Source organism: Streptomyces durmitorensis (genome assembly GCF_023498005.1).
Lineage (GTDB): Bacteria > Actinomycetota > Actinomycetes > Streptomycetales > Streptomycetaceae > Streptomyces > Streptomyces durmitorensis.
The window spans coordinates 4,424,443-4,437,633 of record NZ_CP097289.1; the positions used below are offsets into that span (position 1 = coordinate 4,424,443).

Genomic DNA, 13,191 nt, shown 5'->3' on the forward strand with positions numbered 1-13,191 from the left:
TACCGCAGCAGGTTCGGTGCGCGGCCCCAGCCACACTTTCGGGTGATGTGACACGAACACCCCGCCTGTAAAGGCCGCATCCGCGAGTCTCGGCCCCATGCACAAGAACACCCAGGCCAATGCCGGGATCAAGCCCGAACCTGAGCCCGACCGCGAGCCCAAGGCCACCGTCCCCGCCCAGCCTCGCCCGAACACTCAGCCGCCCTGGTACGGCGACCTCCTGGGCGAGGTCAAAGAGACCATCGCAGGCGCACGCATCCGCGCCCAACGGGCCGTGAACACCGAACTGGTGCGGATGTACTGGCAGATCGGGAAGCTGATCCTCGACCGCCAGGAGCAGGAGGGCTGGGGCACCAAGGTCGTGGCCCGACTGGCCATCGACCTCAGAACGGCCTTCCCGAGCCAGCGCGGCTTCTCCCGAAGCAACCTGATGTACATGCACAAGATGGCCCGAACGTGGCCAGACCCAATTGTCCAACAGCCTGTTGGACAATTGCCCTGGGGCCACGTCACCGTCCTCCTGGACAAGCTCGGTACCCGTCCCGAGCTGGACTTCTACGCCACCGAAGCCGTCCGCAACGGATGGTCGCGCGCCATCCTGGAGCGCTTCATCCAGCAGGGGCTGCACCTCACGCAAGGCTCCGCCGCCAACAACTTCGCAGCGACCGTCCCCGAGGGATCCGACACCCTCAAGGAGCTGGCACGGGACCCCTACCGACTCGACTTCCTCGGGCTCGACAAGCACCACGCCGAGCGTGAGCTCGAAGAGGCCATCGTCGCCGGCATGATCCGGTTCCTCACCGAACTAGGCGTCGGATTCGCCTTCGTCGGCCGTCAGTACCCCGTCGTCATCGGCGGCGACGACTTCCGCATCGACCTGCTCTTCTATCACCTGAAACTGCACCGCTACTTCGTCTTCGAGCTCAAGACGAAGGACGTACGCCCCGAGCACATCGGCAAGCTCAACTTCTACGTCAGCGTGGTCGATCAGCTAGTGCGCGATCCACAGCGCGACGACGCGACGATCGGCTTCCTGATCGGAGCTCGTCACAACAAGGCGGCCGTGCAACTCGCTCTCGACGCCAGCAACAACCCGATGGCGGTGACGTCCTACTCGACACTCAACCCGGCAGACCGTGAACTTGTCCCCACCGAGGATGACTTGTCCCGTGTGGTTCAGGACGCCATCGACAGCATCGAGTCCTGAGAGTCCTGAGAGTCCTTGGATTCCTGAAGAGAGCCCCACCACCTGCATGGCCCAACGCGAGCCGGAATACCCCGCACCCGACAGCGGGTTGGGCCCAGCATGACGACTGACACGCACTTCGACCCGCACGCCCTGCTCGCGCAGAGCAACCTCGGCGTACTGGCGACGATCAAGTCCGACGGCCGCCCCCAGCTCTCGCCCGTCATGCCGTCGTACGACCGCTCCGACAACGTGATCCGCGTATCGACGACCGCGAAGACGGCAAAGATCGCGAACCTCCGCCGCGACTCCCGCGCCACGCTGGAGGTGACAAGCCCCGACGGCCGCGCCTGGGCCACCGCCGAGGGCACGGCCACGCTCATCGGCCCCGGAACCGACCCGCAGGGACCCGAGGTCCAGGCCCTGGTGGACTACTACCGCGCGGCCGCCGGCGAGCACCCGAACTGGGACGAGTACCGCCAGGTCATGGTGTCCGACCGCCGGGTGCTGATCACGATGACGGTCGACAACATCTACGGCACCAAGCTCAACTGACGACAGCCGCAGACCGCGCCCGACGGACCGGTCGCCGGCCGCACCCACCCCGGAGCGCCCGCGCACCCCACCCCGGCAGACCCGGTCCACACCCGGCAGCGAAAGCGGACGACCCGCACCCCTCCACCGCCAACCTCGCACCAGCCGGGCGGCCCCGGCACCGACTGCACGGCACCCTGCGGCTGGCGAGCCCCGGTTCACCGAGCCACAAACCGGACGGGCTGCCCGGCTAAGAGGGGGCGGGTGGGTGGGGACAAAGCGGCACCGCACCCGCGCCGGGACACCGCTGCCGCAGCCAGCACCCGCGCCCCGTAGCCGTAGCCAGTACCCAGGGCGGGTTGCCCGACCAGGTGGGGGCGGGTGGGTGGGGGAAGACGGCACCGGTGCAGCGCCTGGCAGCGAGCGATCCTTGCGCCACACGAAGCCGGGCAGAACCAACGACCGGTCCCTGCGCCACACGAAGCCGGGCAGAACCAATGAACGGTCCCTGCGCCACACAAAGCCGGGCAGAACCAATGAACGATCCTTGCCCCACACGCAGCCGAACAGCGCAAGCGACCACGTACCAGTTAAGCCCCAACCCCCGCCGCCCCCACCCCCCTTCACCTACCCTCGACACATGGTCGAAGCCACCACGCTAGGCGCCCGCATCGCGTCCGGCGTCGTCGTGCCGCTCATCAAGAAGCTCTTCGTGGCGGACCAGCCGGGCGCGGCCCTGGTGGACAAGCCGGTCCGCATCTCCGCCCTCATCTCGTTCAGCGGCGAGAAACGCAGCGTCACGCCCAAGGACGTCGAGAAGGTCGCCGACGAGCTCGTGCGCCGGGCGCTGAAGGCCGCCGGGCCCCACGAGCAGCCCATCGACCCGGGCGAAGCCCTCGCCGTACGGAACGCCCTCGCCCACTCCCTCGCCGCCCTCGGCACCATCACCATCGAGGACTTCGAAGCCGTATCCATGGGGCCGGAAGGCTTCGCGAACCTGCTCCGGTCCAACGCGGGCACCGTCATCATCTCCTTCGGCCTCAGCGCGAGCGGCGAACTCTTCTACGAGCGCCTCCTCCACACCGCCTGCCTCCACATCCTGAACTTCTTCACCCGGCGCTCCACCTACATCGCCCGCCAACTCACCGTCAACACCCAGCAGTTGGCCCGTGTCGTCCAAGCCATCGACATCCTTCTCGACCGGCTTCCCTCCCAGACCGCCGAGGACGCCGCCTTCGAGGACCGCTACGCCACCCACATCGCGCAGCGCCACGGCACCCTCACCATCTACGGCCTCGACGCCGGCACCAGCGAGTGGCCCCTCGACACCGCCTACCTCAGCCTGGAGGCGACCCGCGAGCGCACAGGCCCCGGCGGCAGCGGGCTGCACGTCCCCGCCGAGCAGGTCCTCGCCCAGCACGACCAGGTCCTGCTGCGCGGCGTCGCCGGATCCGGCAAGACCACCCTCGTCCAGTGGCTCGCCGTGACGGCGGCGAGCCGGACGTACGAACACGGGCTCACGCACCTCATCGGGCGCGTGCCCTTCGTCCTGCCCATGCGGCGGATCCTGCGGCCGGGGGCCGAGCTGCCCATCCCGGGGGACTTCCTCAAGGCCGTCGCCTGCCCGGTCGCGGGCGACCAGCCCGCCGGCTGGGTCGACCGCGTCCTGCGCGCCCGGCGCGGCGTGCTCCTCGTCGACGGGATAGACGAGATCGCCGGCGAGCGGCGCGAATCCGCCCGCCGGTGGCTGCGCGAGCTGGCGCGGACCTTCCCCGGGAACCTGTGGCTCGTCACCTCGCGCCCCTCCGCCGTCCCCGAACGATGGCTGACCGCCGCCGGCTTCAACGAAGTCACGCTCTCCCCGATGGCCCGCCACGACGTCGCCACCTTCGTACGCCGCTGGCACCACGCCGCCGGGGCCGACGAGTCCACCGGCGCCTCCCTGCTGCGGGCCGTGCGGACCACCACCGAGCTGAACCGTCTGGCCACCAACCCCCTGATGTGCGGCATGCTCTGCGCCCTGCACCGGGACCGGAACGGCTTCCTGCCCCAGGACAGGAAGTCCCTCTACGAGGCCGCCCTCTCCATGCTCCTCGAACGGCGGGACAGGGAACGGGGGTTGGACGATCCGGGCGGAGTGCGCATTCCCTACGCCACCCAGATCCAGCTCCTGCAACGCCTCGCATGGTGGCTGATCCGCAACAGCCGCTCGGAGATGGACCGTTCGGATGCGCTGCACATCATCACGCAGGCGCTCCCCTCCCTGAACCTGAGCAGCGACGCGGAGGAGATCTACACCTCGCTCCTGCTGCGCTCCGGACTGCTGCGCGAACCCGCCGACGGGCGCGTCGACTTCCTTCACCGCACGTTCCAGGACTATCTCGGCTCCCGGCTCGCGGTGCAGGAACTGGACTTCGACCTGCTCCTGAACAACGCGGACAAGGACGAGTGGGAGGACGTCGTCCTCCTCGCCATCGCCCACGCGCGGCCGAAGGAGGCCGGGCAGATGCTGCGGCACCTCGTCGAGCAGGGCACCCCGCGCGGCAAACTCCTGGCCGCCGCGGGACTGCCGTACGCGGCGGAGGTGGCGCCCGCGATCCGTTCGTTCGTGGAGGTCGGGGTGCAGCTGCTCGTGCCGCCCGGATCCAGCGCCGAGGCCGAGGAGCTGGCACGGACCGGGGGCGAGCTCGTGCTCTCGCTGCTTCCGGCCGCGGAGGGTCTCGACGACCGCGTGGCACGTCTTGTGGCCCATACGGCAAGCGGGTTGGGCAGCGAGTCCGCGCTGCACTTCCTGACCCAGTTCCGCGAGCACCCCAGCATCGACGTCCAGCAGACCCTCGCCGCGTCCTGGCCGCACTTCGACCGCGAGCTCTACGCCGTGGAGATACTCGCGCACCTGCCACGCCAGGCGCGGGTCACCGTGCGCGACACCGGCGACCTCCGCGCCCTGCGCTCCATCGGCGGCTGGGCGGACATCCAGGTCGTCGGCGCCTACCGCGTCGAGGACCTGACCGAACTCATCGTCCGCGAGCGGCTCACCCGGCTCAATCTGGAGGCGTCCCATCCCGTCGAAGGCCTGGCCTGGCTCTCGGCCTTCCCGAACCTCAAGAGGGTCCATGTGGCCTCGGACGTCGGCGAAACCGTCGCACAGCAGGTGCCGGACCGGATCGAACTCATCACCCCACCGCCGTGGAGGGTTTGACCTACCCTTGACCCTCCACGACACACGAAATCCCACCCGCAGGGACCCCCTATGTCCATGGAGCCCGTTGTCCGTATCCCCTCGCCCCTCGCCACACCCCTCGTACAACGGCTCATCGGCACGCCTCCCCCGCAGGCGCCCACCACACCCGAGCTGATCGCCGCCTTCACCACCTGGCGCGGCGCGGACGCCCCTGCGACACCGGACGACGTGCACCGCACGGCCGCCGACTTCGTCCATCTCGCCGCCGAGGCGCACACCGCTCCGACGACCGAACTGGCTGCCGTGGTCGATGTGTTGACGCGCACGCTGCTCGCCATCGGGGAGCTGGACCTCACGGACGTGGACGCCGTGCGCCTGGGCCCGCAGGACTACGCGCGACGGCTCCGGGGCGCCGTGCAGGGCGCCGACCGCTCCCTGACGCCCAGCGCCGCGTGGTTCCACGACGAGCTGCTCGTGGCCGTGTGCCTGCACGTCCTGTACCACTTCGTCCGGCGCTCCCCGCACATCCAGCGGCACATGGCCGAGCGCGCGAGCCGCATCCGCCAGCTCATCGACCTGAACGACGCGGAGGCCGCGGCCCGCCAGCCCGAACAGTCCCAGGAGGACCGGGACTTCGAGGCCGCCTACGCCGAAGAAGTCGTACGACAGCACGGCTGGCTCACCATCGTCGGCGTGGACCTGGCCAACGCGCCGGACCGCTGGCAACTGGAGGACACCTACCTCAGCCTGGAGGCCGAGGAGAGCAGCGGCAGCGGCGTACCGGGCGAGCCGCGGACCGTGCTGCTCGCCGACCGGGCCCTGGAGGGCCACGAGCGGGTGCTCCTTCGTGGCGTCGCGGGCTCGGGCAAGACGACCCTCGTGCAGTGGCTCGCCGTGGCCGCCGCGCGCGAGGGCGCCCGCGTGCCCTTCGTCCTTCCCGTACGCCGCTTCGCCCGCGAGGGCTTCCCCGCCCCGGACGAGTTCCTGCACGCCATCCGCCACCCCCTCGCCGACCAGGCCCCGGAGGGCTGGGTCGTGCGCACGCTCCTCGCGGGCCGCGCCATGCTCCTGGTCGACGGCATCGACGAGGCCCCGGAGGCCACCCGCGGCGAGCTGCGCAACCAGCTGCGCCGCCTCCTTCGCATCTTCTCCGGCAACGGCTGCCTGGTGACGTCCCGCCCCTCTGCCGTCGAGGACGGCTGGCTCGCCCAGGAGCGCCTCGCCGAGGAGGGCTTCAAGGAGCTGTCCCTCGCACCGATGTCACGCGACCAGGTCACCCGCTTCATCCACGACTGGCACGCGGCCGCGATGAGCGACGACCAGTGCAAGGAACAGGCGGAGCGCGACAAGCTGAAGGAGTACGAACAGCGTCTCCTGCACTCCGTGCGCATCTACCGCGAGCTGCGCCAGCTCGCCACCAACCCCCTGATGTGCGGCCTGATATGCGCCCTCAACCGCGACCGCTCCGGCTCCCTGCCCAAAGGCCGCAAGGAGCTGTACGACGCCGCCCTGGAGATGCTCCTCCAGCGCCGCGACCCCGAACGCGACGTCCTGTACGCCGATGATGTGCGGCTCATGCAGGGCCCCCGGGAGCTGCTCCTGCGCAAGCTGGCCCACGCGATGGTGGAGGAGGGCGTCTCGGAGCTGCCGCGCGAGCGGGTCGTGGCCATTCTGGACGGCGCCCTGCCCGCCATCCCCTCCGCGCGCGCCGAGGGCGACGGCGAGAAGATCTTCCGTCACCTGCTGCACCGCACGGGTCTGCTCCGCGAACAGGCGGGCCTCTCGGTGGACTTCATCCACCGCACCTTCCAGGACTATCTGGCCGCCAAGGAGATAGTGGCCCGCGGCCAGTTGCCCACCCTCGTCGAGCACGCACACCAGGCCGAGTGGGAGGAGGTCATCCGCATGGCGGCCGCCCACGCACGGCCCGAGGAGTGCGCCGACTTCCTGGAGCGGCTGCTCGCCGCCGCCCCGAACCTGCGCCGCCCGCACGTGAACCACCGGCGCCTGATGGCCGCGGCCTGCCTGGAGCACGTCACCGAGCTCGACCCGGCGGTGCAGCAGCTCGTCCACGACCGTACGAAGAACCTCGTGCGCCCCACGACCGAACTGGCCGCCCGCAGCCTCGGCTGGGTCGGCCCCATCGTCCTGGAGCAGCTCCCGGACCCCGAGCAGGTGCCCAGCGACCAGCAGGCGCTCCTCCTTGCGATCACGGCGACCCGCGTCCAGGACGACGCCGCCATCGACTACCTCGCCCGCCTGCGCCACCGCTCGGCGCTGTCCATCCGGCTCGAACTCGCGCGCCCCTGGCGGCACTTCGACACGGAGCGGTACGCACAGGAGATCATCGCCCACCTCGACCCGGTCGGCCTGTACTTCCCGGTCTCCGACACCGCCGAGCTCGCGGCCCTTCGGCAGCTCGGCGGGCGGCCCTGGATCCAGGTCGTGGGCGTCATACGCACCGAGGAGCTCCTCGACGGACTGGAGCACGAGCAGCTCACCCACCTGTGGGTCACCGCGGAACTGGCCGACACGGACATGTCCTGGCTCACACGCTTCCCCAACCTGAGCGTGCTCAGGGTCAACCCCCGCCTCCCCCGCGTACGGAACGTACCGGAGGGAATCACGATCACGTCATAGCCGCGGGCAGGGGCAGCCCCCGTAGGGGGCGCGGGGAACTGCGCGAGCAACCACAACGCACCCGCAGCCGCACGCCAAAAGGGGCTGCCCCGGACCGAGAAACGGTCCGGGGCAGCCCCTGTGAGCCTGTGCGAGCCCGGCGGGCTACGCCTCCTTGCTCAGGTTAGGCCCCGCGCCACCAGCGGCCTGCTCGATCGGCGGGACGTCCGGAAGCGCCGCCTTCTCCTCGCCGCGGAAGGTGAACTTGGCTTCGTCGCCCTCACCCTCCGTGCCGACGACCACGATGTGGCCGGGGCGGAGCTCGCCGAAGAGGATCTTCTCCGACAGGATGTCCTCGACCTCGCGCTGGATCGTCCGGCGCAGCGGCCGGGCGCCCATCACCGGGTCGTAACCCTTCTTGGCCAGGAGCTTCTTCGCGTCACCGCTGAGCTCGATGCCCATGTCGCGGTCCTTGAGACGCTCGTCCACCTTGGCGATCATGAGGTCGACGATCTGGATGATGTCTTCCTCGGTGAGCTGGTGGAAGACCACCGTGTCGTCGACACGGTTCAGGAACTCCGGGCGGAAGTGCTGCTTCAGCTCGTCGTTGACCTTGGTCTTCATGCGCTCGTAGTTCGTCTTGACGTCACCCGCGGCGGCGAATCCAAGGTTGAAGCCCTTGGAGATGTCACGCGTGCCGAGGTTGGTCGTCATGATGATGACCGTGTTCTTGAAGTCCACGACCCGGCCCTGGGAGTCGGTCAGGCGACCGTCTTCCAGGATCTGGAGGAGCGAGTTGAAGATATCCGGGTGGGCCTTCTCGACCTCGTCGAAGAGGACGACCGAGAACGGCTTGCGGCGGACCTTCTCCGTCAGCTGCCCGCCCTCTTCGTAGCCGACATATCCGGGCGGCGAACCGAAGAGACGCGAGACCGTGTGCTTCTCGCTGAACTCCGACATGTCGAGGGAGATCAGGGCGTCCTCGTCACCGAAGAGGAATTCGGCGAGCGTCTTGGAAAGCTCCGTCTTACCGACACCGGACGGGCCGGCGAAGATGAACGAGCCACCGGGACGCTTCGGGTCCTTGAGACCGGCACGCGTACGGCGAATCGCCTGCGAAAGCGCCTTGATGGCGTCCTTCTGGCCGATGACCCGCTTGTGGAGCTCGTCCTCCATGCGCAGCAGACGCGAGGACTCCTCCTCGGTCAGCTTGAAGACCGGAATGCCCGTGGCCGTGGCGAGGACCTCGGCGATGAGCTCGCCGTCGACCTCGGCGACGACGTCCATGTCGCCGGCCTTCCACTCCTTCTCGCGCTTGGCCTTCGCCGCGAGCAGCTGCTTCTCCTTGTCGCGGAGAGAGGCCGCCTTCTCGAAGTCCTGGGAGTCGATCGCCGACTCCTTGTCGCGACGCACGCCCGCGATCTTCTCGTCGAACTCGCGGAGGTCCGGCGGCGCGGTCATCCGGCGGATGCGCATCCGGGAACCGGCCTCGTCGATCAGGTCGATCGCCTTGTCCGGCAGGAAGCGGTCCGAGATGTACCGGTCGGCCAGGGTGGCGGCCTGCACCAGCGCCTCGTCCGTGATGGAGACCCTGTGGTGGGCCTCGTAACGGTCGCGCAGACCCTTGAGGATCTCGATGGTGTGCGGCAGCGACGGCTCCGCGACCTGGATGGGCTGGAAGCGGCGCTCTAGGGCCGCGTCCTTCTCCAGGTGCTTGCGGTACTCGTCCAGCGTCGTGGCACCGATGGTCTGCAGCTCGCCTCGCGCCAGCATCGGCTTGAGGATCGAAGCGGCATCGATCGCGCCCTCGGCGGCGCCGGCACCCACCAGGGTGTGGAGCTCGTCGATGAACAGGATGATGTCGCCGCGGGTGCGGATCTCCTTGAGGACCTTCTTCAGGCGCTCCTCGAAGTCACCGCGGTAGCGCGAACCGGCGACCAGCGCGCCGAGGTCAAGCGTGTACAGGTGCTTGTCCTTCAGCGTCTCGGGCACCTCGCCCTTGACGATGGCCTGCGCCAGGCCCTCGACGACGGCGGTCTTGCCGACGCCGGGCTCGCCGATGAGCACGGGGTTGTTCTTCGTACGGCGGGACAGCACCTGCATGACCCGCTCGATCTCCTTCTCGCGCCCGATGACCGGGTCGAGCTTGGATTCACGAGCGGCCTGGGTGAGGTTCCGGCCGAACTGGTCGAGCACCAGGGACGTGGAAGGCGTGCCCTCCGCAGGACCGCCTGCGGTGGCGGTCTCCTTGCCCTGGTATCCGGAGAGCAGCTGGATGACCTGCTGCCGCACCCGGTTGAGATCGGCGCCCAGCTTCACGAGGACCTGGGCGGCGACGCCCTCGCCCTCGCGGATCAGGCCGAGCAGGATGTGCTCCGTGCCGATGTAGTTGTGGCCCAGCTGAAGGGCCTCGCGGAGCGAAAGCTCCAGGACCTTCTTGGCACGGGGGGTGAAGGGGATGTGGCCGGACGGGGCCTGCTGGCCCTGACCGATGATCTCCTCCACCTGCTGGCGGACCGCCTCGAGCGAAATCCCGAGGCTCTCCAGGGCCTTAGCGGCGACACCCTCGCCCTCGTGGATCAAGCCCAGGAGGATGTGCTCGGTGCCGATGTAGTTGTGGTTGAGCATCCGGGCTTCTTCCTGAGCCAGGACGACAACCCGCCGCGCGCGGTCGGTGAACCTCTCGAACATCGTTAATCGCTCCTCAGAGCGGTCAGGCAGTAAGGGGGCTGTCCCCTCCCTGTCCTTCCGCAGCTTAGTCCCGCAAGCGGGGACCGCTCATTCCAACTGCCGACACCCGGCCGAGAACAAGAGGTGCCTCCTGACCCCGAACGCCGACAACTGCTCCAACCCGATGGTGCGAGACGATGTTCCCGCAGGCCAAGCACTTACCCTCACCTCAGCTACGCCGATGGCGAACGTGAGACGGCCTGGCGCGTGTGTCGCCCCTCCCCACTAGGGATGTCTTACCCGCAACGACTGACACTCCATGCGGCGCGCGCCGGTTCCCTCCGCTACGGGCGAACACCCTTGCGCCGCCGAACACGCCCTTACGCCCTCTTTCCGGGCACTGTGCGCATTCATGAAGACACGCTGCGTAACCCAGGAGCCTTCCGGCCGGTTGCTCCTGGCATGGCCATCACCGTTCCCAAGACCCGTGTACCGGTCGAACAGAGCGACCCGGTGCGGCAGTGGTACGAGAACGAACTCGGCTGGGCGACCGCCGAGCACCCTCCCGGACTGCCGGTGCAGCTCCTGACGGGGCTCCGCTTCGACGTACTGCAGTTGCCCGCTGAAGCAGGCTTCGCCGCCCTGCGGCATCTCGGGCCGAAGGCTCCGGTGGCTCTGCGGGGGGAATCGATGCGGCTCTTCGTGGCCGCAGGGAGCGCCGACGAGCTTCCGGGACTCCTGGAGTGGCTGGAGTGGGGCGGCATCCGCCTCGACCTCACGGCCATCGGTGCGGGCGGACGGATCGACGCGCCCACGCCTCCGGGGTGGTCCGGCTCGCAGGGGGCCGCCGTCTGGCTGCGACCCCCAGAGCCCGGGTGCGAGGTGGAGCCGACGCTGCCGGCACTGCCTTCCCTGTCGTGCGTGGGGGGTGGCACCGTGCCCCACAGCGACCCCGCCGTGGGCTCCGGTCTCGTACGACTTGTGGACACGGCGGCAACGCAGTGCCACCGGGTCCGGTTGCGACGGACCCGTCGTCAGCCGTTGGCCTTCTCGTAGGCCTCGCGAATGGACGCGGGGACGCGGCCGCGGTCGTTGACCTCGAAACCGTTGTCCTTCGCCCAGGCACGGATCGCCGCGGTGTCCTGACCGCCGCTCGTGGCAGCGGCACGGGCTTTGCCGCGCCCGGCCGATCCACGGCCACCGGTGCGACGACCGCCCTTGAGGTACGGCTCAAGAAGACCGCGGAGCTTGTCCGCGTTCGACGTGGTGAGGTCGATCTCGTACGACTTGCCGTCCAGCGCAAACGTCACGGTCTCGTCTGCCTCGCCACCGTCGAGGTCATCGACAAGAAGGACCTGAACCTTCTGTGCCACCGGATTTCCTTTCATCGATAACTTAGGGCCGGATCGCACGGCGCGAGCCGCAGAATCGCCGCCCCCTGTTATATGCAGTACTGCAGTACGTCGGAAAGCAAACCGCTTTTGCTGGGAAAACACAAACCCCCGGGAGAGACTGAGGACCCCGAGAACCCTGGAAACGTGCGCGTTTCGGACATAGGGAACCGGGGCAGCAGGCAGCCCGGAATACCGGCGACGATCACAGATGCAGAAGCATCCGGCTGTTGCCCAAGGTGTTCGGTTTCACTCGTTCGAGGCCGAGGAACTCGGCGACGCCCTCGTCTTTGGAACGCAGGAGCTCGCTGTAGACATCTCCGTCGACAGGCGTCTCACCGATCTCCACGAAGCCGTGCTTCGCGAAGAAGTCGACTTCGAAGGTGAGACAGAAAACCCGCCGGACACCGAGCCAGCGAGCGGTCTGCAGCAACTTCCCCAACACCTGATGACCCACTCCGGCGCCCTTGACATCGGGGTTCACCGCGAGAGTGCGCACTTCCGCGAGGTCTTCCCACATCACGTGGAGGGCTCCGCAGCCGACGACCTCGGCGTTGTCGTCGCGTTCCGCCACCCAGAACTCCTGGATGGACTCGTAAAGGGCGACCGTCGCTTTGTCGAGCAGGATCCCCTGACGGGCGTAGGAGTCGAGGAGGTTGCGTACGACCGGCACATCGGCGGTGCGCGCCCGGCGTACGGAGACTGCTTTAGCGCTGAGTTCCGGGGGTTCTGCTGGCATGACCGGACGCTATCGCTCTACTTCTGGCTCCGCCGCGCCGGGGTTCTCCGGGACCGCTTGAGGTGTCTCTTGAGGCGTCTCTTGAGGTGTCTCTTGAGGATCCGCTTGAGGTGTCTCTTGAGGATCCGCTTGAGGGATCGCTTCTGGGATCGCTTCAGGGATCGCTTGAGAGACCGGGCCCACGATGCGCATCGCGTCGCTGAGTGCTTCGCGCTGTTCCGCCGACATCATCCCGAAGAACGCGACGAGAGCGGCGGCGGGGTTGTCGCTCTGCGACCATGCTTCGTTCATCAGTGCGGCGGCGTAGGCGGCCCGAGTGGAGACCGCCTCATATCGATAGGCGCGACCTTCCGCTTCACGGCGCACCCAGCCCTTCTGATGAAGATTGTCCAAAACGGTCATGACGGTGGTGTACGCGATGGACCGTTCCTGCTGAAGGTCTTCCAGGACTTCTCGAACGGTCACGGGGCGGTTCCACTTCCACACCCGTGTCATGACTGAGTCTTCGAGTTCTCCCAAGGGGCGAGGCACACCAGAACAATAGTGGGAGATGTCACTAATGACGTGACGGACGTGGGCGAGGCGCCATTTCCGCAACAAAAAGGGCGTACGACTCGGAATGAGAGCGAGTCGTACGCCAAGAGTGTGCGGGTGGTGACCTCGGGTCACCGGGAGTCGGACCTGGTCAGGCCTTGGGGGCCTGCCTGGCGCCTTCGGCTCGGGCGATCACGGCGTCGACGGCCGCGTCTTCCTTGGCCTTGTTGGCGCCGCCCTGGGTCTTCACGATCGTCACGATGAGACCGCCGAAGAACACGGCCATCACTACGGGGGGCAGGAGCGCGGAGACGTATTCCATGCCCCCAGAGTA

Annotated in this window: 10 protein-coding genes; 5 read left to right on the plus strand and 5 right to left on the minus strand. The window is 68.3% G+C overall.

What is annotated here, in order from left to right:
* Nucleotides 1-97: 97 nt before the first annotated feature.
* The 4 genes from M4V62_RS19820 (at nt 98) to M4V62_RS19835 (ending at nt 7,544) form a co-directional block, all read left to right on the plus strand.
* Entirely contained in the window at nt 98-1,207 is a 1,110-nt protein-coding gene (locus tag M4V62_RS19820; protein ID WP_249588586.1) for a PDDEXK nuclease domain-containing protein, read from the plus strand.
* Nucleotides 1,208-1,306: 99 nt separating this feature from the next.
* Nucleotides 1,307-1,741, plus strand: coding sequence for a PPOX class F420-dependent oxidoreductase (locus tag M4V62_RS19825; RefSeq protein ID WP_249588587.1), 435 nt, complete (start codon nt 1,307-1,309; stop codon nt 1,739-1,741).
* A gap of 619 nt (nt 1,742-2,360) precedes the next feature.
* Nucleotides 2,361-4,922, plus strand: coding sequence for an NACHT domain-containing protein (locus M4V62_RS19830; RefSeq protein WP_249588588.1), 2,562 nt, complete (start codon nt 2,361-2,363; stop codon nt 4,920-4,922).
* Between the two features lie 57 nt (nt 4,923-4,979).
* On the plus strand, nt 4,980-7,544 hold the full coding sequence (locus M4V62_RS19835) for an NACHT domain-containing protein (RefSeq protein WP_249588589.1): 2,565 nt from the start codon (nt 4,980-4,982) through the stop codon (nt 7,542-7,544).
* A 144-nt stretch (nt 7,545-7,688) separates the two neighbouring features.
* Here the strand turns inward: M4V62_RS19835 and M4V62_RS19840 are convergent, their stop codons facing one another.
* A complete protein-coding gene (locus tag M4V62_RS19840) occupies nt 7,689-10,214 on the minus strand; it encodes an ATP-dependent Clp protease ATP-binding subunit (protein WP_249588590.1) in 2,526 nt (841 codons plus the stop codon).
* A 441-nt stretch (nt 10,215-10,655) separates the two neighbouring features.
* On the opposite strand from M4V62_RS19840, the gene M4V62_RS19845 reads away from it, so the two are divergent.
* Nucleotides 10,656-11,249 carry an SCO3374 family protein gene (locus tag M4V62_RS19845; RefSeq protein ID WP_249588591.1) on the plus strand — a complete coding sequence of 198 codons (594 nt, stop codon included), beginning with the start codon at nt 10,656-10,658 and terminating at the stop codon, nt 11,247-11,249.
* Here the strand turns inward: M4V62_RS19845 and M4V62_RS19850 are convergent.
* From M4V62_RS19850 to M4V62_RS19865, 4 genes are all read right to left on the minus strand, one after another.
* Nucleotides 11,228-11,566, minus strand: a complete 339-nt coding sequence (locus tag M4V62_RS19850; RefSeq protein WP_249588592.1) for a histone-like nucleoid-structuring protein Lsr2 — start codon at nt 11,564-11,566, stop codon at nt 11,228-11,230. The genes M4V62_RS19845 and M4V62_RS19850 overlap by 22 nt on opposite strands.
* Nucleotides 11,567-11,789: 223 nt before the next feature.
* The gene (locus M4V62_RS19855; RefSeq protein WP_160506416.1) at nt 11,790-12,323 is read right to left on the minus strand and encodes an amino-acid N-acetyltransferase; all 534 of its coding nucleotides are present in this window, start codon (nt 12,321-12,323) and stop codon (nt 11,790-11,792) included.
* A gap of 9 nt (nt 12,324-12,332) precedes the next feature.
* On the minus strand, nt 12,333-12,854 hold the full coding sequence (locus M4V62_RS19860; RefSeq protein WP_249588593.1) for a BlaI/MecI/CopY family transcriptional regulator: 522 nt from the start codon (nt 12,852-12,854) through the stop codon (nt 12,333-12,335).
* A gap of 154 nt (nt 12,855-13,008) precedes the next feature.
* The gene (locus M4V62_RS19865) at nt 13,009-13,179 is read right to left on the minus strand and encodes a hypothetical protein (RefSeq protein WP_249588594.1); all 171 of its coding nucleotides are present in this window, start codon (nt 13,177-13,179) and stop codon (nt 13,009-13,011) included.
* Nucleotides 13,180-13,191 lie beyond the last annotated feature (12 nt).

What these genes read in the sequence shown, in the direction of transcription:
- M4V62_RS19820 (WP_249588586.1), top strand. Translation starts at nt 98, where the DNA reads ATGCACAAGAACACCCAGGCCAATGCCGGGATCAAGCCCGAACCTGAG.
- M4V62_RS19825 (WP_249588587.1), top strand. Translation starts at nt 1,307, where the DNA reads ATGACGACTGACACGCACTTCGACCCGCACGCCCTGCTCGCGCAGAGC.
- M4V62_RS19830 (WP_249588588.1), top strand. Translation starts at nt 2,361, where the DNA reads ATGGTCGAAGCCACCACGCTAGGCGCCCGCATCGCGTCCGGCGTCGTC.
- M4V62_RS19835 (WP_249588589.1), top strand. Translation starts at nt 4,980, where the DNA reads ATGGAGCCCGTTGTCCGTATCCCCTCGCCCCTCGCCACACCCCTCGTA.
- M4V62_RS19840 (WP_249588590.1), bottom strand. Translation starts at nt 10,214, where the DNA reads ATGTTCGAGAGGTTCACCGACCGCGCGCGGCGGGTTGTCGTCCTGGCT.
- M4V62_RS19845 (WP_249588591.1), top strand. Translation starts at nt 10,656, where the DNA reads ATGGCCATCACCGTTCCCAAGACCCGTGTACCGGTCGAACAGAGCGAC.
- M4V62_RS19855 (WP_160506416.1), bottom strand. Translation starts at nt 12,323, where the DNA reads ATGCCAGCAGAACCCCCGGAACTCAGCGCTAAAGCAGTCTCCGTACGC.
- M4V62_RS19865 (WP_249588594.1), bottom strand. Translation starts at nt 13,179, where the DNA reads ATGGAATACGTCTCCGCGCTCCTGCCCCCCGTAGTGATGGCCGTGTTC.